Source organism: Propionispora hippei DSM 15287, assembly GCF_900141835.1.
In the GTDB taxonomy this organism is placed as follows: Bacteria; Bacillota; Negativicutes; order Propionisporales; family Propionisporaceae; genus Propionispora; species Propionispora hippei.
In genome coordinates this window covers 1-23,967 of sequence record NZ_FQZD01000043.1, presented here as the reverse complement: position 1 = coordinate 23,967, position 23,967 = coordinate 1, and the positions used below count along the sequence as shown (strand labels likewise).

General features: G+C 50.9%; 23 protein-coding genes, 1 other RNA gene and 1 riboswitch. Of the genes, 2 read left to right on the top strand and 22 right to left on the bottom strand.

All coding sequences use genetic code 11. The annotated features are described in order from the left end of the window. Positions 1-34 precede the first annotated feature (34 nt). Positions 35-1,201, bottom strand: a complete 1,167-nt coding sequence (locus tag F3H20_RS17155; protein ID WP_149736088.1) for a type III PLP-dependent enzyme — start codon at positions 1,199-1,201, stop codon at positions 35-37. Between the two features lie 346 nt (positions 1,202-1,547). Here F3H20_RS17155 and F3H20_RS17150 point away from each other — a divergent pair, with 346 nt between their 5' ends. After that, positions 1,548-1,898 carry a DUF4870 domain-containing protein gene (locus F3H20_RS17150; RefSeq protein ID WP_149736087.1) on the top strand — a complete coding sequence of 117 codons (351 nt, stop codon included), beginning with the start codon at positions 1,548-1,550 and terminating at the stop codon, positions 1,896-1,898. A 138-nt stretch (positions 1,899-2,036) separates the two neighbouring features. Here F3H20_RS17150 and thiE read toward each other — a convergent pair whose 3' ends face one another. From thiE to cimA, 18 genes are all read right to left on the bottom strand, one after another. After that, a complete protein-coding gene (gene thiE / locus F3H20_RS17145) occupies positions 2,037-2,663 on the bottom strand; it encodes a thiamine phosphate synthase (RefSeq protein ID WP_149736086.1) in 627 nt (208 codons plus the stop codon). After that, entirely contained in the window at positions 2,660-3,460 is an 801-nt protein-coding gene (thiD, locus tag F3H20_RS17140; protein ID WP_149736085.1) for a bifunctional hydroxymethylpyrimidine kinase/phosphomethylpyrimidine kinase, read from the bottom strand. Before thiD ends, thiE begins: the two co-directional genes overlap by 4 nt. Positions 3,461-3,564: 104 nt before the next feature. Further along, the gene (locus F3H20_RS17135) at positions 3,565-4,233 is read right to left on the bottom strand and encodes a hypothetical protein (protein ID WP_149736084.1); all 669 of its coding nucleotides are present in this window, start codon (positions 4,231-4,233) and stop codon (positions 3,565-3,567) included. Positions 4,234-4,512: 279 nt separating this feature from the next. Then, on the bottom strand, positions 4,513-4,749 hold the full coding sequence (locus F3H20_RS17130; protein ID WP_149736083.1) for a hypothetical protein: 237 nt from the start codon (positions 4,747-4,749) through the stop codon (positions 4,513-4,515). A gap of 53 nt (positions 4,750-4,802) precedes the next feature. Then, a riboswitch (cyclic di-GMP riboswitch) is annotated at positions 4,803-4,887 on the bottom strand. 278 nt (positions 4,888-5,165) lie between these two features. Next, entirely contained in the window at positions 5,166-5,834 is a 669-nt protein-coding gene (locus F3H20_RS17125; protein WP_149736082.1) for a hypothetical protein, read from the bottom strand. A gap of 44 nt (positions 5,835-5,878) precedes the next feature. After that, on the bottom strand, positions 5,879-6,835 hold the full coding sequence (locus tag F3H20_RS17120; RefSeq protein WP_149736081.1) for a DUF1858 domain-containing protein: 957 nt from the start codon (positions 6,833-6,835) through the stop codon (positions 5,879-5,881). 119 nt (positions 6,836-6,954) lie between these two features. Continuing rightward, positions 6,955-7,731, bottom strand: coding sequence for a histidinol phosphate phosphatase (locus tag F3H20_RS17115; RefSeq protein ID WP_149736080.1), 777 nt, complete (start codon positions 7,729-7,731; stop codon positions 6,955-6,957). Between the two features lie 502 nt (positions 7,732-8,233). After that, positions 8,234-9,178 carry an AEC family transporter gene (locus tag F3H20_RS17110; protein ID WP_149736079.1) on the bottom strand — a complete coding sequence of 315 codons (945 nt, stop codon included), beginning with the start codon at positions 9,176-9,178 and terminating at the stop codon, positions 8,234-8,236. A 10-nt stretch (positions 9,179-9,188) separates the two neighbouring features. Beyond that, entirely contained in the window at positions 9,189-9,962 is a 774-nt protein-coding gene (locus F3H20_RS17105) for a tRNA threonylcarbamoyladenosine dehydratase (RefSeq protein ID WP_149736078.1), read from the bottom strand. A 104-nt stretch (positions 9,963-10,066) separates the two neighbouring features. Beyond that, complete coding sequence (namA, locus tag F3H20_RS17100) at positions 10,067-11,077, bottom strand: NADPH dehydrogenase NamA (protein WP_149736077.1); 1,011 nt, start codon at positions 11,075-11,077, stop codon at positions 10,067-10,069. Between the two features lie 224 nt (positions 11,078-11,301). Continuing rightward, positions 11,302-11,721 (bottom strand): bacteriohemerythrin, encoded by a 420-nt coding sequence (locus F3H20_RS17095; RefSeq protein WP_149736076.1) that lies wholly within the window; start codon positions 11,719-11,721, stop codon positions 11,302-11,304. Between the two features lie 102 nt (positions 11,722-11,823). Next, on the bottom strand, positions 11,824-12,993 hold the full coding sequence (locus F3H20_RS17090) for a metallophosphoesterase (protein ID WP_149736075.1): 1,170 nt from the start codon (positions 12,991-12,993) through the stop codon (positions 11,824-11,826). 26 nt (positions 12,994-13,019) lie between these two features. Next, positions 13,020-13,655, bottom strand: coding sequence for a nitroreductase family protein (locus F3H20_RS17085; RefSeq protein ID WP_149736074.1), 636 nt, complete (start codon positions 13,653-13,655; stop codon positions 13,020-13,022). Between the two features lie 543 nt (positions 13,656-14,198). Then, a non-coding RNA gene (gene ssrS, locus F3H20_RS17080) (6S RNA) lies at positions 14,199-14,370 on the bottom strand. 676 nt (positions 14,371-15,046) lie between these two features. Next, complete coding sequence (gene leuB, locus F3H20_RS17075; RefSeq protein WP_149736073.1) at positions 15,047-16,123, bottom strand: 3-isopropylmalate dehydrogenase; 1,077 nt, start codon at positions 16,121-16,123, stop codon at positions 15,047-15,049. Position 16,124: 1 nt separating this feature from the next. Continuing rightward, a complete protein-coding gene (leuD, locus tag F3H20_RS17070; RefSeq protein ID WP_149736072.1) occupies positions 16,125-16,631 on the bottom strand; it encodes a 3-isopropylmalate dehydratase small subunit in 507 nt (168 codons plus the stop codon). A 2-nt stretch (positions 16,632-16,633) separates the two neighbouring features. Beyond that, positions 16,634-17,902 carry a 3-isopropylmalate dehydratase large subunit gene (leuC, locus tag F3H20_RS17065; protein WP_149736071.1) on the bottom strand — a complete coding sequence of 423 codons (1,269 nt, stop codon included), beginning with the start codon at positions 17,900-17,902 and terminating at the stop codon, positions 16,634-16,636. Between the two features lie 26 nt (positions 17,903-17,928). Further along, entirely contained in the window at positions 17,929-19,503 is a 1,575-nt protein-coding gene (cimA, locus tag F3H20_RS17060) for a citramalate synthase (protein WP_149736070.1), read from the bottom strand. A 131-nt stretch (positions 19,504-19,634) separates the two neighbouring features. Here cimA and F3H20_RS17055 point away from each other — a divergent pair, with 131 nt between their 5' ends. Continuing rightward, positions 19,635-19,925 (top strand): hypothetical protein, encoded by a 291-nt coding sequence (locus F3H20_RS17055; protein ID WP_091749379.1) that lies wholly within the window; start codon positions 19,635-19,637, stop codon positions 19,923-19,925. 1 nt (position 19,926) lies between these two features. On the opposite strand, the gene F3H20_RS17050 is transcribed toward F3H20_RS17055, so the two are convergent. From F3H20_RS17050 to F3H20_RS20530, 3 genes are all read right to left on the bottom strand, one after another. After that, the gene (locus tag F3H20_RS17050) at positions 19,927-20,901 is read right to left on the bottom strand and encodes a GntR family transcriptional regulator (RefSeq protein WP_149736069.1); all 975 of its coding nucleotides are present in this window, start codon (positions 20,899-20,901) and stop codon (positions 19,927-19,929) included. Positions 20,902-21,302: 401 nt separating this feature from the next. Beyond that, the gene (locus F3H20_RS17045) at positions 21,303-22,475 is read right to left on the bottom strand and encodes an ABC transporter substrate-binding protein (protein ID WP_149736068.1); all 1,173 of its coding nucleotides are present in this window, start codon (positions 22,473-22,475) and stop codon (positions 21,303-21,305) included. Between the two features lie 265 nt (positions 22,476-22,740). Continuing rightward, entirely contained in the window at positions 22,741-23,490 is a 750-nt protein-coding gene (locus F3H20_RS20530; protein WP_149736067.1) for an ATP-binding cassette domain-containing protein, read from the bottom strand. Between the last annotated feature and the right edge of the window lie 477 nt (positions 23,491-23,967).

Here is a 23,967-nt window from a genome sequence, read left to right as displayed (position 1 = left end):
GACCGTCGCGTCTTTGCTTTAGACTGGCAACCGGTTAAACGGCTGCCGCCAGTTGTTCAGAAGCATCAAACAAATGCTGCACTTCTTCCCAGACAATGATCGGCGTCTTGGCGAAACCGTTGAATACAGTAGCCGAAGCCGAAGTATAGGAACCACAGTTGGGCACCAGGATGAGGTCGTCCAGTTCCAGACGCTGCGTCAGCTTGTCCCGGAACATGATATCCAGTGAATCACAGCTCGGACCGGCAAAAGTGGCCGGAATGAGTTCACCCTTTTTAAAGGTTTCCAGTTCAAACTCCCAGTGATCGAAAATCACGGCCGAGAAAGTGCCATACAGGCCATCATCCAGGAAGTACCATTGCTGATGGTTACGTTCCTGGGTGCCAATGACCCGGGTGATAAGATTCATTGCCGTGCCGCAGATAAAACGACCCGGTTCAGCCCAAATTTCGGTATGGGGGAAATATTTTTGAACTCCGGCGTTGATTTCGGTAAGAATGCCGGGAATATCAATTGTTTCGTTAAGGGCCGGGATGGGGAACCCGCCGCCGATATCCAAAACCCGCAGGTTAAAGCCCTCGACTGCCGCCTGATCAAATAAGCGGCGGCAAATTCTAAGCGCATCGTAATACGCTTCAGAGCTGACCGACTGGCTGCCGACATGGAAGCACAGCCCGGCCACATCCAGTCCCTGCTCACGGGCTAGCCGCAGCAACCGCAGGGCATCGTCAGGATGGGCGCCAAATTTTTTATTCAGATCGACCAACGCCTTGGGGTTGTCCACCCGTACCCGGAGCAGTACCGAACCGCCCGGCACAGCCTTGGCCATCTTGCCAATTTCACTTTCACTGTCAAAGGTAAATTTATTTATACCGGTACATCTGGCCGTGGCCAGTCCGCCTGCCGTCTTAACAGGATTCGCATAAACCATGCGATGCGGTTCAATACCCATGGCGGTCAGCGCCTGCATCTCGCCATCTGAAGCCACATCGAAGCAGGAGCCTAGCTCTGCCAGTGTCCGGACAATAGTCTCATTAGGATTTGATTTAACTGCATAATAAAGATGCACTCCCGGCAGATATTCTGCCAGCATATTGTAATTTCGCTTAATCTGCTCTGACGACAAAATTAAAAGCGGCGTCCCATAATTCTCCGCCAGCCTTTCCACTGCCGTCTGGGACAATTTGAATGTTTTTTCCATTATCCTCTCCTACCTTTCGTATTGTACGACGCGCTAAAACGCAACGATATGATTTTATCATAATCAGGTGAAAGTGCAATAATAAATTAAGCAAAAATGAAAATAATTATTTATGCAGCAGACTCATTAAATATGCAGTCCTTGTCGCCGCGCCGCCGCTGGGTTCTCACGGCATTGCCTTTTTCGTACAGACTACTATACAACCGGCGGCTAATTTGCCATACTATATAGTAAACAGTTCTGCCCAGAGCATGTTTTTAAACGATCCGCAGCGTTCCCTGAGAGCGCTTTTTGCGCCATTCTTGGTTACTCTTTCAAATAGGAACTAATTAGGAGGTATTTTCCGATGAACGACATTACCGGCGAACAAAAACTGCTGGCTGTATTAGCCCATCTGGCCTACCTGCTTGGCGGCCTGGGTTTTATCGTCGCTCCCCTGGTGATCTTTCTGCTTAAACGAGAGGATTACTTTGTTTACGAACATGCCAAACAAGCTCTGGTTGCTCACTTGGTTATTCTGGTATTTTCAGCAATTACCGGCTTATTATGCACTTTGCTGATCGGTTTTCTACTGGTGCCCGTCCTGGCCATTTTCTGGCTGCTGCTGCTTGTCACCTCGGTTATCGCCGCAGTCCGGGCAGTTGACGGACAGTTGTATGAGTATCCCTTAATTCAGCGCTTTGTCAACAAACTGTAGTCCCAAAGAAGGCTGTCGCAAAATGCTTTTATTCACACAGCCTGCATATAGGGGAAATAGCTTGCTGTTCTTTGGGCATTGCCCCAGTAGAACTAAAACGGCTGTTACGCTAAGAATAGCGTAACAGCCGTTTTGTTATTATGCCGTTATGATCAATTGACGCAGGTGCTGCGCTGCCGCACGGACATCGTCCTGGGCCAATATGGCTGAAACAACCGAAACGCCGGCAATGCCGGTCCCCATGACTTCCGTCACATTGGCCGTTCCGATCCCGCCGATCGCTACAACCGGAATGGCTACATTTTTCCGGATAGCGGTCAGTTCTGACAGACTCACCGCCCGGGCATCCGATTTGGTGCCTGTCGGGTACATGGCCCCGATCCCCAGATAATCGGCGCCATCTGCTTCGGCCAGTTGCGCCTCAGCCAGCGTAGTCGCCGACACGCCAATGAGCTTGTCCCGGCCAAGCAGCCCTCTGGCCACAGACAGCGGTAAATCCTGCTGCCCAATGTGCAGTCCGTCGGCATCAACGGCCAGGGCAATATCAAGCCGGTCATTGATAATGAGCGGCACGTCGTAACGGCCGCAAATTTCCTTGACCTTAAGCGCAATCCGATAGAATTCGGCCGACGAGGCTTCCTTTTCCCTAAGCTGCAGCAACGTTACCCCACCGGCCAGGGCCTCTCCCAGGCTTTGGTAAAAATCCTTCCCGCCGACCAGCCGGCGGTCAGTCACCAGATACAAAGAATAGTCAATGTCTTTCATTCCAGCCCCGCCTTCCGATATAACTCGTAAAAATGATGGGTTGGCCCTACCCCTTTGCCAATAGCCAGCGAATGTTCGATCGCAATAGTAATATACTCCTTGGCCCGTTTCACCGCTTCGGTCACCGCGCAGCCCTTGCCCATATTGGCTGCAATCGCTGAAGACAAGGTACAACCGGTGCCATGAGTATTCTTGGTGGCAATCCGTTTGGCCGCCAAATATTCAAAACGGCTGCCGTCATACAGAATATCGGTGGCGTCATCCGGCAAATGCCCGCCCTTCACCAGAACGCAGGCCGCCCCCAGCCGGTGTATCCGCCGGGCGGCTTCTTCCATATCCGTCAGATTATGAATGCTCATCCCGGCAATCACTTCCGCCTCGGGAATGTTGGGTGTAACCAGTGCCGCCAGAGGCAGCAATTCCTGCACCAAGGCCGCTTGGGCTTCCGGTTGCAGCAAATGATAGCCGCTTTTGGACACCATGACCGGATCGAGTACCACATTAACCGCCTGGTACTGGCGCAGCTTGGCGGCAATGGTATGGATGGTCACAGGCCGGGAAACCATGCCTATTTTAACGGCATCCACCTCAATATCTTCAAAAATCGCTTCGATCTGCTTGGCGATGATTTCCGGCTCAATGTCCTGCACCGCCAGTACGCCCTGCGTATTTTGCGCCGTTACGGCGGTAATAACACTCATACCGAACACGCCCTGGGCGGAAAAGGCTTTTAAGTCAGCCTGGATGCCGGCGCCGCCGCTGCTATCCGAGCCGGCGATGGTTAATACTTTTTTCATACCAGATTGTCCTCCCGTCTTAAGGTGTGGTTTTAACACTATCCGAAGCAACCCTGGCAGCGCTTTTTGTGCCCTAGCTCCTTCCGTTCATTTAAAAGCACACCCTACAACCAAACATTTTTAATCATTGTTTTTATCTGCTCCGGCAACGCTAGGTTAGTGCTGATATCAGAAAAGCCGTCCTGCGGCGTAAGCGAATACACGGTGAGATAATCCACCGGCCGGTAACCGAACAGCTCCAAATTGCCCAGCCGCGAATTGTACAGCGCCTGGCGAAAATCAATGGTGACAGTATTCCCATGAATATTGACATCTAACCCGTAGGAGGGATCCAGGTGTCCCACAACCTTGCTCACCATGGCCAGACTGACCCGTGAAAAAATCCACGACACGAAGGGCTTGTCCGGCAGCTTTTTATCAGTTACCTTCAGTGTTAGCAGCGATTGATCCTGATTATGTACTAATTGCTCCACCGTGCAGACCAGCACGACCCGCCCTTCCTTGACCGTCTTCGCTTCAATTCTAAGCTGGTGATTTTTTAGCGACGTAACCTTCATTTCTGTAACCGGTCCGCCGGGCTCCAGCATCGATGCCAGCGCCTGATTGATTACATCATCAGGCACATGGACCTGTCCGTTGACCATGTCGGAAAAAGTTTGGGCATCCCATACTTCCTTTATTGTAGCAACTGTCTGCGTCATGTCCGGCACCGCGCTGGCCGCCGACGGCAGCGAGAAGCCGCTGCTGAACGCATCCTGTATTATCGCAGGCATATCCAAGCTATCCATCTCCTTTGGTTTTCCTAAACCCCACCTCAGCCAGACCGGGAAAGTCCGGCATAAACAGGCAGACGAAGTATCCGTTTGTTTGGGTGTATTATTAAATTAACGAAATGACCCAGCTTATTGGCCACTAGTAATAGTTCCCTGTTTGCTGCCGTTTTCCTGCTAAGCTAAGGCCCTGCCTGACGGTTGCAAGGCTGCCATAATCGCTGATTCCGGCAACGGCTCATGAGAATCGCCCGAACCGTCCCCTTGCCCAAATTCGGGCGATTATGCCCGCAGGATGGAGCCCATACTTTCCCGCAAGACTCTTACCCAATGGCTTACCAGCCCCGTCTCTTCTTCCTCCGGCCAGTTTCCCTGTCCCGCCACAACTAAGCCGCAGCGCTTGCAACGGGTAAAGGATCGCTTCTTCTGAGCTCCCGCCGGCGTTATATCAACCTCTTCATACTGCTTGCTGCCACAAGAACATTTTCCTACAGCCAATGTCTCCATCTCCTTATCCATATGGGGAACAAGCTTCCCTCGCGGCTGATAAAAAATAAAAAATAGCCGGTGCTTTATGCAACCTGGCTATCATAGATTTACATCCTTAGACCCATGGCTTTGCGTCCCTTCCTTTAAGAAGGTTTGCTAAAAGGTTATCTATATGATCAATTCATAACTTCTTGCTTTGGGACACTGTCTAAAATAACTAAAAAAGGTAGCGCTTCAGTCCTACTGCCGATAATTCGACAAAAAGACTTTTTCTTTGCCAATTATCTACTCTTTCTATGTTTTATTATACTCGTTTTATCCGTGTCTTGGAAGGAATCATCGGAATTATTTTGTGCACGTCCAGCAGACTGCCAAATAATCATACAAAAAAACAGCCTGGTGGCTGTTTTTCCGCTTCAGCGATATCCTAGACTTCAGATCGCTTATCAAACCCGTTTAATCTCGTGCCGGTTAACGGCTTCGCCCTGAGCGGTGTCGGCAGTCTGGCTGTATTCCATGGCCGGATTGATTGCCCGGACGAAATTTTGTGTCCACTCCTGATATAACTTTTTCATGGGTTTAGCACTGATACCAACCCGTTTCCAGTTGGGTTCCTGCAGGCAGGTGCCGCTCTTCCAGATGACCTGATCAGCGCTGTTAGCCACCATGACATCGGCCTGATCACAGGGCATGCCGTTCAGCAGGTAATCATTCAGCGCCTGATAGATGCCGTCAGCCCGGTCGGTTTCATATTTATTTTGTTCGGCGGCATGACGGCCGCAGCCCTCGCCATGTTCGGCAAAAGCCCGGAAAATCGCCGCTTCGGCGTCACCGCCGCAAATCTCAAGCAATTCCTTAATCAAAGCCGCTTCTCTCGACTCGGCCAGGTTGATCTGCCGCTGCAGCCAGCCATGGATATTACCGTGCTCAATCAAATCACCCAGATCGGCATCAGGCAGTGGCTGCCCGTAGGTCTGCCACACCTGGTCCCGCAGTTCTTCCGCCGTATCGCCGCAGCATTCCTGGGCTTTGGCAAAGACCAGTTCTTCCCGTTTGATCACCAAGCGGATCTTATTGTATAGCCAATAGTGAATATGTCCTAAAAATGCACTCATCTGTATTCCTCCTGCCATAAGATAAGAAATGTAGTAAAAAAAGCCTATATAACCTTGTTCAGTGCCGCCAGAATTTCATCCACCTTGATCCCATGTATTTCCGCCGCCTTCTGGACCGCTTCCCCCGTCGAGGACGGACAGCCCAGACAGCCCATGCCAAACGAGCGGAAGACAGGTACCGTTTGCGGATATACCCGGATAATGTCACTGATCACGCTGTCGGCGGTGATCTTGTCACCCAGCACCAGCGTTCCTTCGGTCAGGCCGCCCGCCACAGGAATGATTTTTTCCCCGGCAGCCGACTGGCTGACCAGCGGTTCGGTGGTTTCGCTGACGCCCTTGTAGAATTCGGCCAGCACATCGGCCTTGAATTTTTTTAAGCCAATCCGGTCAATAAATTGTCCGACCCGTTCAATATCGGCATTCTTTTGATAATACCGTACAATAATGTCCACTATGTGCAGCGCTTCCTCCGCCGTCAGGTCCTCAATCAGCAGATCGGCCAGACGGGGATGCGAGCCGGCACTGCCGCCCACATATACATTCCAGCCTGCATCAGTTGCCAGCAATCCGACGTCCTTTACATGCACTTCGGCACAGGAGTTGGGACAGCCGGCCACTCCCATTTTCATGCGGGAGGGCATTTCCTTCTTGTGATACCGTTTATCCAGTTCAAGACCCAGCTTGATGCTGTCCTGCTTGCCCCGCTTGCAAAAAGCGATGCCCGGACATATTTTTATACTGCGCACGCAATTGGCAAAGCCGATTGCCGGCTGCATTTCCAGCTCGGCCCAAACCTGCTCCGCCTCCTCGGCCTTTAACCCGGTAATCATGATACGCTGCGCCGAGGTCAATTTCAGAGTGGCACCGTATTTTTCCGCTACATCGGCATATTTGCGTAAAGCATCGGCTTTTACAAAGCCGCCGGGAATATGCGGCGTAACAGCATAGGTTTTCTTTCCGTTCCATATTTTCTGTAGGTTCGCACCTGTTGGCAACATAGTATCATCCTCCTGTATCTGCTCTTATCATACCAGCTTCTTTATCTAAAAAATGTGATCTGCATCAACCAGCCATGTGATATGTATCATACCCGATAAATGAATCCGGTAACCAAGCCCTAATCACGCGCCAAATATTCAGGTTTTCCCGTTTTGAAATAAACCGGCCTTAAGCCGCAGGAATCGGCAAAGTCAAAAGCGGTCTTCATATCCCGGCCAATTTCACTGGCCCGGTGGGCATCGGAGCCAATGGTCACATGCCGGCCGCCCAGCTCGGCAAACCGCCGGTAAACCGGCAGCAACAGCGCCATATACTCCGGTGTCAGCACCCGCTTGGTATTGATCTCCAGCGCCTGCCCGCGCTCAGCCAGCACGGCCAGCACCGGATCAATGACTTCCTTACATTCGTCATAGTAGACATGGGTATCGGCAAACCGGGCATAGCGGGAAATGTAATCGATATGGGCCAGGCTGTGAATAAAATCGTGAGCTTTGACACATTCCAGCATGGTGGCAAAATAAAGAGAATAGACCTCCTGCTTGCTATGACCGCGATAAAAGGATTCCCAATATAAATCAATGTCATTAATCACATGAATCGAGCCGATCATATAGTCCAGCGGATAGCTCTTCGCCAGCTCCCGCGTCGCTTCCAAACAATCCATACGCAGGCCGAACTCTACGCCCAGCAGCAGCTTATCACTCCGGTAAGGTCCATACTCGCTGCAATACTCTCCCAGGTCAAACACAAACTCCCCCGGATTGGGATAATTCAAATCCATATGATCGGTAATCGTAATACCGATACCTAGCTCCTGCGAGCGTGCTATCGCCTCCGCCAGGGTCATTTCCGAATCGGTGGAATAACGGGTGTGCATATGGGTATCTATCAACATTGTTTCAGCCTCCTTCTGCCGCCATCTTGTCCTGCCAACAGGCTGCTTAGCCGGCGGTTCTCTAGCGTCACTTTTCTTACAGTTATATTTATATTGTACCATCCCCCGATCGCCAGTAACAGAGCGGTGTGCAATTCTACCTGAACCCTGTCGCAGTCAGTTGCCGCCGGAAAATCAAAATAAGCCTTGGCTGCCGCCAAGGCTTACTTCTTGATTGGTAAAAGAAATGGTTTATCTATGGTCATCGTCAGATGACGGAAAACGCCAACCGGTTAAGGGTTGTACGCTTTTTACAAGTTAACCGCGCAACGGAGCTTCGCCCTAATTAACCAGCGTCCGCCAAAACACTGGTTAACCCCCCTTTTGTGCTCCGTTGCTTCGTTAATATTATATCAATTTTCTATACAAATTACTACCCCAAATGCAAACTTTATGTGTTATTTTTCTTAATTTTCTGTGTAAGTCCGCCATTGGCTGACTTTTTCCCTAAACTCACACCCTGTCAATACATGATCCAGAAAAACAGCACCGGATAGACGACTCCCAAAAACAGCACGGTCAAAACCACGAAAGAGGCCATGGCAATATCCACATTCAGATTGTGAATCTTGGCGGTAAGGACTGAATTAATAGCCGGCGGCGTGCTGGCCAGCACCAGCGCCGTATGATCGGCCACCGTGTCGCCGATCGTGACCTGGGCCAGCCAGTAAATGACCAGCGGCGTCACCACAAATTTAATAGGAATCAAATCGAGAATATCCACGTAATACTTTTTCATTTCACCGAAATTAATGGAAAATCCGACCGGCAGCAGCGCTGTCCAGGCTCCGAAGTGGATCAGGACACTAAAAAACTCACTGACCGCTACCGGTTTGGACAGGCCGCCAAGCGTCAAGCCCATCCCCGCCAGCAGGCCGACAACCGGCAACTGGTTTCGGCTGAATAAGACGGCCGACCAGCAAATAACCGGTTTAGCCGCTGACTGCCCTTTTAGATAATAGTATTGCGCCAGGGGAAAACAGACAGCGAATACCACCACATTAAAGAACATAGTCATCAACTGGGTATAAGCAAACCCGGTCTCCCCGTACATAAAAAAGACGCACAGCCCGCCGACCGTGCCCATATTGGACAAGGCCGCCGCCAGCAGGTAGCTGCCCTGATCCAGTTCACTGCCGTACTTACGGCCTGACCGGTAATAAGCAAGAAGACCGGGGATCAGGCTGACCCCGACCCCCAGCACCGGTAGCCAGACCAGACCGGCATCCAGCGTCAGTCCCCAAAAGCTGAGCGCCGCCAGCAAGGTACTGACCACCACAATATTAAATGAAACAATCCGATCAATCACACGCTCGCTTAACCAGCCACGCCGGCAGCAAAGATAACCGGCCACTAACGGCAGCAGCAGATCAGCGGCAAAGTAAAGCAATCTAACGCCTGTATCCATAGAAAACTCCTTATTTTCTAGCCGCCACCCGGTCAAAAATGATATCTTTGATGACTTCACCGGCGATAATCAGACCAGCGACTGAAGGAACGAAGGCAATACTGCCGGGGATCTGGTTCCTGGTCGTACATTTTCTGGTCGTACCGGACGGGCAAATGCAGTCGGTGCTGCAGCTTCCCCCTTCCGATTCGCGGGGCTTTAACGGTTCCTCTTTGGAATACACCACTTTTAACGACGGAATACCCCTTTTTCTAAGCTCCTGACGCATTACCTTGGCCAGTGGGCAGACGGAAGTACGGAAAATATCGGTTACTTCCAGCCGGGTCGGGTCCAGCTTATTGCCGGCTCCCATGCAACTGATAATAGGTATTTGCCGGGCATAGGCACGGACTACCAGATCCAGTTTAGCCGTTACCGTGTCAATAGCATCAACAATATAGTCATAATCATCCTGGATCAATTGTTCGGCATTGTCCGGCAGATAAAACTGCTGGAACACGGTAACCTCGGCCTGAGGATTGATCTCCAGAATGCGCTCACGCATGACCTCTACCTTCGGCTTGCCCACCGTTTTCCGGGTGGCGTGAAGCTGACGGTTAATATTAGTCAAACAAATACAATCGTCGTCAACCAGTACAAACCTGCCTACCCCCGAACGGACCAACCCTTCCACCACAAAGGTTCCTACACCGCCAATGCCGAAAACGGCCACCTTCGCCCGAGATAATTTTTCTAACGCTTCCGTTCCGATTAAAAGCTCGGTCCGGGAAAATGCATGCAGCATAACTTCACCCTTTATTTTAACAATTCTCCTGTTAAAGCACTATGTCATTTAACAATACAATCTTTAACTTAGCAGAACCAGCTACATAAGTCAAGACGCATCACTTATCTCCCCCGCAGATACGGCTCAGGCCAGGCAATCTCCTCACCCAATACGCCGGCTGCCTGCAGCGGCCAGTAAGGATTGCGCAGCAGTTCCCGCCCCAAAAACACCAGATCCACATCGGCTCTCAATATATGCTCGGCTTCCCGCGCCCCGGTAACGAGTCCGCCGCCAATCACCGGCAGGCTGGTCTGCGCCTTGATCCGCCGGGCCATATCCACCTGATAGCCCGGATAGGCTTTCACCCGGAAGGAGGTTACCCCGCCGGAGCTTACATGAACGGCATCCAGCCCTTTGGCTTTTACTTGGTTAATAATTTCCGCCACCGTTTCCGGTCCGTTGCCCTGCTGCTCATATTCCTCGGCTGATACCCTCACCCAGACCGGTATATCGGCTGGCGTGACAGCTTTGACCGCTTCCAGCACTTCCCCCAGCAGCCGACCGCGGTTGGCGCTGCTGCCGCCATACTCGTCGGTACGTTGATTGACCAGGGGCGACATAAACTGATTGATCAAATAGCCATGGGCGCCATGAATCTCGATGGCATCAAACCCGGCCTCCACCGCCCGCCGCGCCGCCGCCGCAAAGCGAGCTACAATCTCTCTAATCTCGGACACACTTAGGCTTTTCGGAACGCGGTATTCCTCGCTGAAAGGCAGCGCTGACGGCGCCACCGGCTCCAAATATTCCACCTCGCTCTTGCGCCCGGCATGATTTAACTGAATGGCAATACTTGCCCCCTGGGCATGCACCATGTCTACAATTTTCTTTAAACCGTCCCGCTGATCATCATTCCACAAACCCAGGTCCCGCGCCGAAATCCGGCCCCGGTCTTCAACACCGGTGGCCTCCACAATGATCAGTCCCACCTGACCCACCGCCCGGCTGGCGTAATGAGTAACATGCCAGTCATTGGGCAAACCATCCCGGCCGGCCATATACATGCACATAGGCGGCATAACAATCCGGTTACGCAAAGACAGTTTTTTCAGGGAAAAAGGGGAAAACAACATAGCTCTCATCCTCTCACTTTTTATTTTCAGTTTGCTGGTAAGTAGTTAGAAATATACGGAATGTCCGTTTTTTAACTAGCCTTAACCTTCCGGCCGTTCACGCCCAAGCTAATTCAAATCACTAACCCTATAGCAAAGCCCGGGTCCGCACCCGGGCCTTATCTAGATAAGCACTGATTAATTCACGCTGCGCGTCCCCACAGGTTCATTTAGTCAGTGCTTACCTAACGTATTCCTTTTTGGTTGAGAAAACCACTGTAGTTTTTATCTGTTTCCAGAATATGCTGCGCTACCCAGCCGCCAATAAAGGTAATGGTGTCCCTAAGTAACTGTTGCTCATTCTTGTCCAGATCTTCCTGCATAATTTTTGTTACTTTTTTAACAAAAGAACCGTGTTCCAGTTTATGCAGTTTCACCTGCAATGGATCATAGCCGTACTCATCCAGCAGCTTTTCTTCATACTGAAAATGATAAACCGTATAATCGCTTAGTTCTTGAAAGATCCCCATAATTTCGTCATAACGATCATAGTCATCTTCCAAGGCGGCAATATCATACAGATCACTGGCCAGTTCAAACAAACGCTTATGCTGCTTATCAATTTCAGCAATTTGACAGCTATATTCCGGTTTCCATTCAAACATACTTTCTCCTCCAAATAACATTATATAGTAATAGATAATTACTTTACATTATATCATGTATTTCTGCAGAGAAGTAGAGAATATGTAAAACTTAACATAATTTTAAGGCATCCGGAAGGTAAATACGCCGACTTCGGCAGGGCAGCCCAACCGGAAAGGCAGCCAATGCCCCGTCCCGGTACTGACATAGCCTTGCCGGTCTCCCTGGTGGTAAAAACCGCGCATATACCGGTAGCTTAACGGCAATATCGAATGTCCGAACAAACCAATCTGACCGCCATGGGTATGCCCGGTGAGTGTCAAGGGAATCGCGGCGGCAAAAGCATTCTCGATAAAATCGGGATGGTGACTTAAGAGTACGGTAAAGGCTTTGGCCGGAATCGACTGCAAGGCCTTCTGAAACAAATCCTTCCGGACCGTTTCCTGTTCCTGTCCGTTTTGGGCCCAGGGGTAATCCACACCGGCCAGATAGAACGGCTTCTCCCCATCCAGTACCAGAGCGCTGCTATTGCGTAGAATCTTCACCGGACTTTGCTTCAAGGCGGCTTCAATTCGATTGAAATTGCGGAAATACTCATGGTTACCCCAGCAAAAATAAATGCCGTAGGGAATCTGGCCGCTCAACGTAGTCAATCTGGCTATCGTCTCCTCCAGCAGCTCCAGATCATCAATTAAATCGCCGGTAATAACCAGCAAATGCGGCCGCTCCTGACGTACCACCGCCAAAGCCCGGTCCAGCTTGTCCAGGCCGAAAAAGGTGCCCACATGGGTGTCGCTTAGCTGGACTATTTTAAACCCGTCCAAAGCCGGCGGCAGCTCTGGCCACTGCAAAGTATACCGTTGTACCAGCAACTGCTGTTCGGCGTTATAGACACCGCGGGCACTGCCGCCCAGGGCTAGCAGCGGCGCGGCGGCAAAGGCCCGCCGCAAAAAACCGCGCCGGCTCATCTCGCCGCCACCGCTGCGACCAAATAAACGTCTTTGCGTATAATCAACGCCTGATAAAATCAACAGTAAAGGCAGTAATAGCAGCAGCGTCACAATCCACAAAACGGGGAGCGCAAACCAGTTGGCAGGCACACCGGCCGCATACAGCCAGCGGCTGGTGTACAGCCCGCCAACCATCAGCACCGCAATCGCCCAATAGGCCCCTATGGCCCATGGCCGCTCAAACGCCGCCGTACGGGCCTTTACTATCCGGTAAATCAGATAAGTGATACCAATCAATAACAATAACGTTCCAATCAAAAATACATAGCTGGGTCCGTGCACGGTAACCTCCTGTTCATCTTGCCTGTTTATTCAATAATAGTAACAACTTCCTCTAAAGGCTTACGCTGCGGGCTGCTGCCGCCAGCAGTTAAAGGAATCCCCAGCGGCGTCATGGCGGCCAGGAAGTAGCTATCCTTTACCGGACCGATCAGGGCGCCGATTTCCTCCGCCGCATAAGTCGGACCGGTCATCCAGCAGGTGCCATACCCCAGGGCTGCCGCTGCCAGCGTCAGGTTTTCCATCGCCGCCGCCACATTCTGAATCGCCGGATTGGCTTTAGCATACTTGCGTGCCTCCTGCTCTGGCATCCGGCCACCCTTCAGCAGGCTCTCAGCCACAGTAGGATAGGGTCCGGCATAAGCCAAAATCACCACAGGTGCCTGTCTAAACACCGTATGATATTCCACCATGGCGGTAAAGGGCTTTCGTTCCTCTTCCGGCAAATATTCGGCCAACTGTCTGTTTTTTTCCCGGACTGCCGCCGCCATGTTGGCAATGAGCGCCGCATTTTTTACAACGACGAAATGCCAGTTCTGCAGATTTTTGCCCGAAGGGGCCTGGGTAGCTGCCGCCAGAATCTGCCGCAGGTCTTCCGCCGGGACAGGCGTATCCTGATAGCGTCGTACGCTGTGTCGTTTATAAATAAATCCCAATTCTTTCATCGTCTGTGCTCCTTTACCATGATCAGCTTATCCGGCTGACCAACTCATCCTAGTGCTCCATCAACTTTGAAAGTGCAAATTAAATTCGGGGAGATTTTTCATAAGGCAGACGGAGGAGGCGCACCTATCGGACATAGGTAAGCCGACGATAACGAAGCCTTACGGAAAAAGATCCGTAAAGAAATTGTAGCTTCAGAGTTGGTGGAGCACTAGTGTAGTGACATGTTCACATTTCAACTAAAGGACGCAGGATACATTTTCATCTGCAAGGCGGAGGAGTGAGGCATAGTGGTTCCTACGCCGATTGACGACAACGACGCAGATGGAAATGCAGACAAGTAATTTAGCGAAATGTGAATGGGCCACTACACTAGCATATAACTTTATTATACATCGTTGCCGCCCCGGCAATCCATAAAAACAATGCCGAAAGAGCTTTATATAAAAAGTCTATACCCTGATCCGGTGGCAAACAAATAAAAAACAGGCGGCTTGCTATGAGCAGGCCCCCTGGGTGTTAGCGTTTTGTATTTATTTCGAAAATAAAAGCCCATAGTACCGTTCCCGCGATGTTCAAAACCCGCTTTTGGCAGGTGGGTGTCCCGGGCAGGGCCTTTGCCTTCCACTTATAGCGGCTTGACAGCAGAGCTACCGTTAGACTCCCTTAGAAATTTGTAGGTTGAACATGTAAAGGTGACGAATACCACAGGCTAACAGCCATTCACTTGACTGGTTGTATGATACCACGCCGGCCGGCTTACCGCAAGAGCGCATTATTTCATTAAGCCTGCGTCCCGCCGAGCATACCTGCCCTATCACTGTCTGCATTCTGTTGCCGGCTGTTTATCGTAGTTTCGTTGGGTTGCAAATTAGAATTACATATTTTTATTGTTACTAATGACAAAGTTAGAGCCCTTATTAGTATTTCCTTTCCTATCGCTAAATTACTACCCTACTTTTGTCATGATACAAAAGTAGGCAAAAAATCTAGGCCTGACACTACAAAAGACTTGAAAACAGGGGAGTTTCCTAAAATCCGTCAACTCGCTTCGCTCAAACAAACGGATTTCTTAACGGAAACTCCCCTGTTTTCATCCTGCGGACCGTCTTTTTCCGTAACGGCCACCGGGGACTGCCCGATATAAGCAATTTTACCGACATATATCAGGTATATCGCTTCTCCAATGTAATGTTCAAAATACTGAAACCCTATTTATCCCCAGATAAGGTCGCATCTTAACATAGCAATCATTGAGAGCTTTAAGGTATTTGTTACAATATGATCCGCATCTGCTGCTCCCTGATGAAATAAGTCATCTTCCAATCTCTATTCCCTTTTTTCACTGCCACAAAAAAAGACCCAGCAAGCTGGATCTTTTTTGATCTTTTTCTTATAGCGCGGCCAGGACTAGTTCGCCCATGCGGGTGGTACCGACCTTTTCCGTGCCTTCGGTCCAGATATCGCCGGTGCGGTAGCCTTGTTTTAAAACCGATTCTACGGCATTTTCAATGTCGCGGGCCGCTTCGCCCATTCCTAATGAGTATTCAAACAACATGGCCGCCGACAGAATCTGGGCCAGCGGGTTAGCCAGGTCCTTCCCGGCAATATCCGGCGCCGAACCGTGAATGGGTTCGTACATGCCGAAGCTGTCCTGGCGGACGCTGGAGGAAGCCAGCATGCCGATCGAACCGGTGATCATCGAAGCTTCGTCCGACAAAATATCGCCAAACATATTGCTGGTTACAATGACATCAAACTGGGCCGGATTTTTTACCAACTGCATAGCGGCATTGTCCACATACATGTAATTAAGCTCCACGTCGGGATAGTGCTTGGCCACTTTGGCCACCACTTCCCGCCACAGCCGGGACGATTCCAGGATATTGGCCTTGTCGACAAGGGTTACCTTCTTTTGCCGCAGGCGGGCCGCCTCAAAGGCGTTTTTCGCAATGCGGGCAATTTCAAATTCATTGTACACTTCACTGTCAAAGGCTGACGCATAGCCCTCGTCCGTAGTCGTACGGCCCCGTTCGCCGAAATAGATGCCGCCTGTCAGTTCACGAACGATTAAGAGGTCCACCCCTTGTTCGATGATGGAATCTTTCAGCGGCGAGGCGCCTTTTAATTCATCGTAAATCTTGACGGGCCGCAGGTTGGCATACAGACCAAGGCCGCTGCGCAGGCCCAGCAGCGCCTTTTCCGGGCGTTGATTGCCGCCCAGGTGGTCCCACTTCGGACCGCCCACCGCCCCTAACAGCACAGCATCGGAATTCTGGCAGGTTTCCAGCGTACTGGCTGGCAGCGGTTCCCCATAAGTGTCAATAGCGCAGCCGCCTGCCAGCACTTCGGTAAAGGACAGCCGCACAGCATACTTGGCCGCTACCTTTTCCATGACCTTCAGCGCAATGGCCGTCACTTCCACGCCGATTCCGTCACCGGGAATCACGGCGATATCGAATTCTTTCATATTAGTTTTTCCCCCATGCCACTTTGTTGTCTTTGACGCAGTTGACCAAACCGTCATTGTCCATAATGTTGATCATAAATTCCGGGAAGGCCTGGGCCTTATATTCCTTACCCAGCGTCACGTTCTTAATCATGCCCGCCGTAAAATCAACCTCCAGGGAATGACCTGTTTCGGCGTCGTCAACCGCTGCCGCGCATTCCAGGATGGGAAAGCCGATATTAATCGAGTTGCGATAAAAAATACGGGCAAAGCTTTTGGCGATAACGCAGGAAACGCCGGCTGCCTTAATAGCAATGGGAGCATGCTCACGGGAAGAGCCGCAGCCAAAGTTACGGCCGCCAACCACGATATCGCCCTTTTTCAGTTTCTTAAGAAAATCCACATCCAGATCTTCCATGCAATGCTTGGCCAAATCGGCCGGATCCGAAGAATTTAGGTACCGGGCCGGAATAATTACGTCGGTATCAATATTGTCACCGTATTTTAAAACGTCGCCCACAGCTTTCATGTTTACATTACCTCCTCAGGGGATACGATTTTACCGGCTACGGCTGAAGCGGCCGCCACCGCCGGACTGGACAAATACACTTCACTGTTGGGATGGCCCATCCGGCCGACAAAGTTGCGGTTGGTCGTGGCCAAGGCCCGTTCGCCTTCGGCCAGAATACCCATATGACCGCCCAGGCAGGGTCCGCAGGTAGGTGTACTGAATACGCCGCCGGCTTCGACGAAAATTTTAGCCAGTCCTTCTTCCATGGCCTGCATGAAAATATTTTGCGTACCGGGGAAGATAATGAGCCGCACGCCTTTTTTCACTTTTTTACCCTTCAGGATGGAAGCGGCAATGCGCAGGTCGTCCATACGGCCGTTGGTGCAGGAGCCGATAACCACCTGGTCGATGGCCACCTCGCCCACCTGGTCGATAGTCCGGGTGTTTTCCGGCAGGTGCGGGAAAGCGACCGTCGGCTGCAGCGTGCTCAGATCGATTTCAATGAACCGGCTGTACACCGCGTCGGAATCGGCGGCAAAAACCTTAGGCGCCCGGCCGGTACGGCCTTTGATATAGTCCAGCGTCTTTTCGTCCACCGGGAAAATACCGTTTTTAGCGCCGGCCTCAATCGCCATATTGGCAATGGTAAAACGGTCGTCCATCGTTAAGGCGGTTACGCCTTCGCCGGTAAATTCCATTGACTGGTACAATGCGCCGTCGACGCCGATCATGCCGATGATATGCAAAATCACGTCCTTGCCGCTGACCCATTTGCCTGGTTTGCCCGTCAACACAAATTGAATGGCTTCAGGAACTTTAAACCAGGCATAACCGGTAGCCATGCCGGCGGCCATGTCCGTGCTGCCCACCCCGGTAGAGAAGGCGCCTAACGCACCGTAAGTACAGGTATGCGAGTCGGCTCCGATAATTACATCACCGGGAATGGCCAGACCTTTTTCCGGCAGCAGACAGTGCTCAATACCCATTTCACCCACTTCGAAATAGTTGGTGATTTCGTGTTTATAAGCAAACTCGCGCACCATTTTGGCATGTTCGGCCGACTTGATATCCTTGTTCGGCGTAAAATGGTCGGGCACCAGGGCTACCTTATCCTTATCAAACACCGTCGGTGTCTTCATCGCCTGAAAAGCCTTGATAGCTACCGGCGTAGTTACGTCATTGCCAAGTACCAGGTCCAGCTTGGCGCTGATTAACTGGCCTGCCTCCACATACTCCAAACCGGCGGCAGCGGCGAATATTTTTTGCGTCATTGTCATTGGTTTTCCCATTACGATATCTCCCTTCATTTGTCTTGCTATTTATTGATCAATCTATATTCAACGGAATCAATCAGCGCCTGCAGGCTCGCATCAATGATGTTGGTCGAAACCCCGACGGTGGACCAGCTTGTCACGCCGTCGGTGGACTCAATCATAACCCGGACCTTGGCCTGGGTCGCGCTGTCGCTGTCAATCACCCGCACCTTATAATCGGCTAAATACATCTGGGAAATGGCCTCATAGAATTTATGCAGCGCCCGCCGCAACGCCTTATCCAGCGCATTGACCGGACCCACCTCGTCGGATACGCCGACTTCCTCAATCATATCGTCCACCCTGATTTTGATAAAGGCCAGCGACGGACTTTTCCCGCTGCCATTGCCTTTCTCAATAATCACCTTGTAATCCAACAGTTCAAAGGAGTGCTGAAACAGCCCCAGTTCCTTGCGGGCCAACAGTTCCAGGCTGTGCTCGGCCCCTTCAAACTGGTAGCCGTGATATTCCTTATCCTTCAGCTTGTCAAGGATGCGCTGCGTCTCCTCAGAGTCGCGGGTAATATGGGGTGCAATTTTATTGATAATTGCCATCAGCGTACTGCGGCCCGACACTTCCGACATCAGAATGCGCCGTTCATTGCCGACCGCCTCCGGCGGCACATGTTCGAAGGAGGCGCTGTTCTTGTTGACGGCGTCAATGTGCATGCCGCCTTTGTGAGCAAAAGCACAGTAGCCCACATAGGCCTCCCGTTCATAGGGAATGACATTACTGACTTCGCTAATATAGCGGTAGGCCGCCGACAGTTGCTTAAGATTGTCGGCCGGGATACAGTCATAACCGAGCTTTAGCATCAGGTCGGCAATAATGCTGCTTAAGTTGGCATTGCCGCATCGCTCGCCGAAGCCGTTGAAGGTGCCCTGCACCTGCCGGGCACCGGCCTGCACCGCCAGCACCGAATTGGCCACCGCCGTTCCCGCGTCGTTGTGGCAATGAATGCCCAGATTGGTATAACCATGGCGGCCGCTCAGTTCGCTGACAATCGAATAAATCTCCAAAGGCAGCGTGCCGCCGTTGGTGTCGCACAGCACCAGCCAGTCGGCTCCGGCATTCCGGGCCGTCGCCAGGACGGTAAGAGCATAAGCAGGATTGTGCTTGTATCCGTCAAAGAAGTGCTCGGCGTCAAAGATCACCTCTTTACCCAGCGACTTAAGATAGACAATGCTGTCTTTGATCATCGCCAGATTTTCTTCCAGGGTTGTCTTGATAATATCGGTCACATGAAAGTCCCAGCTCTTGCCAAAGATAGCCGTTACCGGCGCACCGGCGCTGACCAGCGCCTGCAGGCCGGCATCTTCCTCCACCCGGCTGCCCGGCCGGCGCGTACTGCCGAAGGCGCACAATTTTGCCTGCGTGAGCTTCAGTTCCTCCCTGGCCGCCGTAAAAAACTCCAAGTCCTTACGGTTAGAACCGGGATTACCCGCTTCAATATAACTAACGCCCATTTCGTCCAGCTTAGCCGCAATTTTCAGCTTGTCATGGACGCTGAACGAAATGCCCTGCGCCTGGGAACCGTCCCGGAGCGTACTGTCAAAGATATGTACTTTACCGCTCATTGCCTCACCTCTTCTCTTAGGGCTTGTTTGTAAATTAACGAAAACCATACTCCAGGGAGTCAATAATTTCACATAATATTTTTACCATCATATTATGTAATAGATAATAAAAAAGGAGGAGTTTTTACCATATGCATAACTTCTTCAAACCAGCTCCCCGCCAAACCATTATTTCGGTGACACCCACCAATCAGACCAATAATGCCTATTTCTTCCTGCTCCAGTTGCGGCCTGTCGTTAACCGCGGCCTGAAAGAGCTGGAAAAGGATGTCGATTCCAAGCAGGTCCTCATTGAGGTTGCCCTCATCAGTTACCTGATGGGCATGGGTTTTGACTACCGCACCGCCTGTACCATCGTCAAGACCTGGGCCAGTGATGAAACGCTGCTGGAGGAAGGCCTGCTTATTCGTGAGCCCTACTGATCTATTGATGCTGCAGTGCTGCGAAGTGCGGTGCCAGATACTGCTTGATCAGACTGATGCCAGCCTGGTCAAGCGCGTTGATGAATTCCAGTACCCGGATGCCGGGAGGCACCATCGCCCGGATGCGGTCAACCACGGCCCGCGAACTGACAACCACATCGACCTCGCCCAACAGGCGGCGCAGGGAACCTTCATTATTCAGCCCGGCATGACACAGAATCACATTATCCATGCCCGTTGACTTTAACGACGCTTCCATCCGCTCGGCTCCTGCCTCGGTGGCGCAGACCAGACCGACCCGTGTTCCCGGCGGCAACTGACCGATCTGAAACAGCGTTTTGATCTGCGGCACCGCCATGACGGCAATCACGGCTTTGCCGTAAGGCTCCATAATCTGTTTCACCGCCTCTACATGACTGAAGGTGGTCACCGCAAACTGCACCGTACCGGCCAGCTCATTATCCAGCCTGGCCCTCAGTTCGTCCAGCAGGCAGCCTTCCACCGGCAGCTCGATCTCCTGCTCCAGTTCCTGACTGTAGTAAGCAATATCATGCTGGTTGCATTCCACGAACAGCACCTTTTCACCGGCCGCGGGCTGATCAAAGCCTAAGATAGCCTGCCCGAATACCACCGTAAACAAATCCTCCGGGCTAAAGCCCAGCTCCCGTGAACGCTGGATCATTTCCTGGGCCAGCGTCAGCAGTTCCTGGCGCCGTTCGGTTCCTGGAATGAGCGGCAGCCGTTCAGCGACATAAGTGCCTTGACCATGCTTCATCTCAATCAGGCCCTCGCCCTCCAGTTCTTTGTAGGCAGCCGTCACCGTATTGCGATTGATGCACAAAACTGCCGCCAAATCCTTGGGGGAAGGCAGCCTGTCACCCCTTGCCAGTTCGTCACTTAAGATAAAGTATTTGATTTGTTCCTTAAGCTGCTGATAAATGGGAAACTCAGAAGCTTTATTAATACGAAATTCCATTACGACGAATCTCCTAAAAGCTAATATATAGATAATTAGTACAGTGTCAGATCTACCCGGTAAATACTGACGGTTATTTTTCGTAACTCTACGTAATTAGTTCGCATATCCCGGTATGCCGCCTTTCGCCGCCTTGTGTTACGAAAAACAGCTCGTCAGGTTAAGTCTGATACTGTACTAGTTTTCTAGTACTCTATTTCTATAATAGCAATTCTTTCCGGCAGCGTCAATCCCCTTTGTCAAAGACCGGGGCGGCGCCAAACTCGTCAATTACCTTCCTGCCGCCATAATAAAATGCCGGGCTCTGGCAGGCAGCCAAAGTCCGGCAATAATATAGTACCTCAGCAACCCTAATCCCGTGTCTACAGTTTTAGGATTGAGAAGGTATATCGGTCCGTTTCTTACGGATTTACTGTTTCTCTATACGATTGTTTACCATCTTTAAATTCGATGATAACGGCGCCTTTTACCGCGTCATGCTTATCGTTGAGCGTGATTTTACCGGTTACGGCGGCAAAATCCTTGGTGGAAGCCAGGGCGTCCCGGATTTTAGCCGGATCTTCGCTGTTGGCCCGTTTAATAGCATCCATCATAACATTGGCTGCGTCATAGCCAAGTACGGCCATCGCATCAGGAGTTTCGTTATATTCTTTCTTATAGGCATCAACAAAGGCTTTCGAGGCCGGACTGGTATCTTCTACCGAATAGTGATTGGTGAAGTAAGTGTTGTTCAGAGCGGGTGCGCCGGCAATTTCCAACAGCTTCGGCGAATCCCAGCCGTCACCGCCGACAAAGGCTGCTTTGATATCCAATTCACGGGCCTGTTTAATGATCTTGCCGACTTCTTCATAGTAGCCGGGGACATAAATCACATCAGGATTGGACGATTTAATTTTCGTCAGGATGGTTTTGAAGTCCTGGTCTTTTTGCAGATATGCTTCTTCGCCTACGAGTTCCCCGCCGCCTTTGGTAAAGGCTTCTTTGAAGAACTGGGCAAGACCTTTGCTGTAATCGCTGCTGTTATCAATTAAAACAACGGCCTTTTTTGCTTTTAGGCTGTTAAGCACGAAGTTAGCGCCTACAGTACCTTGGAAAGGGTCAATAAAGCAAACGCGGAAAATGTTCTTTTTTACCTCGCCGGTTTTTTCATCTACCGTTACTTTCGGGTTGGTCGCTGCGGCGGTGATAAAGGGAATTCCGTTGGATTCCGCTACCGTCGATGCGGCGATGGCATTGGAACTGGTGGTAAAACCGGTTACGGCAACAACCTTATCCTGATTGATAACTTTTGTCATGGCATTGGTGGCTTCCGACGGCTCGCCCTTATTATCGGCAATCGCCAATTCCACTTGCTTGCCCAGAACGCCACCCTTGGCGTTCATTTCTTTTACCGCCAGTTTAGCACCGTTAAGCGCCGAATTGCCAAAAGTGGCTGTACCGCCAGTCAACTCGTATACGGCACCGATTTTGATAACCTTACTGTCGCCGGCGCTGCCGCAGCCTGCCAGAAGGCCGCCCATCAGCATAACGCCCATTGTTACAGAAGCAATCCATTTGATCCCACGCTTTTTCATATTTCTCCTCCTCCAATATAATTGCCGGAAAACCTATCAAGAAATGATGTGAGTATCCCTTCCTTCCCCTCAGCTCTTCTTCTATCAAAAACAGGTAGTAAAAGCAAAATACTGTCGATAAGATGCAAAAATGGCGCTTTTAAAGACATTTCTCTTTAAAAGCGCCATTGCTTCTCATATTCAAAAAATATGAACTTTCCCTATGCGATTTATATACTATATAGTATCGGGAAAAAAGGAAAAAGGCAAGTATTTTTTCGTTATATCAATAACTTTTTTCTCCATAACCGTTATTCTCTGTCTGCTGCGTTTGCAGGGCCACCATCCGGCGGTATGGACCCTCTTGGCGCAGCAGATCGGCGGGCGGTCCCGCCTGAACCACATAGCCGCCGTCCAGGACGACAATCTGGTCGGCATTAGCCACCGTTCTCATCCGGTGGGCAATCATCAACACCGTTTTATTCTTAATCAACGTGGTTAACGCCGCCTGCAGCTTGGTCTCATTTTCCACATCCAGCGAAGCGGTAGCTTCATCCAATAAAATGACCGCTGCGTCCTTCAATATGGCCCTGGCAATGGAAATGCGCTGCCGCTCGCCGCCTGACAGCAGCGAACCATTTTCACCGATGACGGTATGATAGCCCTGGGGCAACCGCTTGACAAACCCGTCACACAAGGCCAGTCTGGCAGCCTCCTTCACGGCTTCATCGCTGGCATTTCGTTTTCCCAGCCGAATATTTTCCAGCACCGTGTACAACCCGTTTAAAAACTCGCATTCAAACCGTCCTTCACGGCAATGGTTGATCTCCAGAAGGTTTTGATCCCAGATCAGGTTTTCCGGACAAGTGTCCATATGAAAATCATTGTAGACCAGGCGGACTCCGGGGAAAACCTGATAGCTGGTAACCCGTCCGGTTCCACCGGCATTCCTCAGTTCGTAAACCGTACAGGTTTCCGACAGCCTGCTGCTGGTTAGTTCAGTATGGCGGAGAGCCGCCGCTTGTATTTGCTTCATCACCGCACCTACTTATTAATAATAATAAGCAATTACAATAATAAGCAAGAAACGGTTATTTGTAAATAAAAAAAGCGAAGGCTTCTGCCAGACCGCGTTAGCGCCGGCGAAAGCCTTCGTCCTGTTTGTTGCAGAACGGAAAGAACAACCATGACAAAAAGGAGTAAGTCACAGGAGAATCGATGAAAACAAGTCGGACATGGTATACTCAAAGGAGCAGGAATAGATCGAGGGACGGTTTGGAGATAACTCCGCTTTTAGAACATGATCAGATTGTCTTAGAGTACAGAGAATTGCTGATAAACAGCGAACAATAAACTTTAAAAAATCAGACAATCCATCCTGCTAATTACGTACGAGGGGTGGTTGTAGTGCAAGCCTTGTTACCCTGTTGTTGTGGAGTAGATGTCCATCGAGATGTTGTACAAGCTTGTATCTTAAAAGGGTTAAGCGATAACCCTGAAGTGGTTCGAGCAG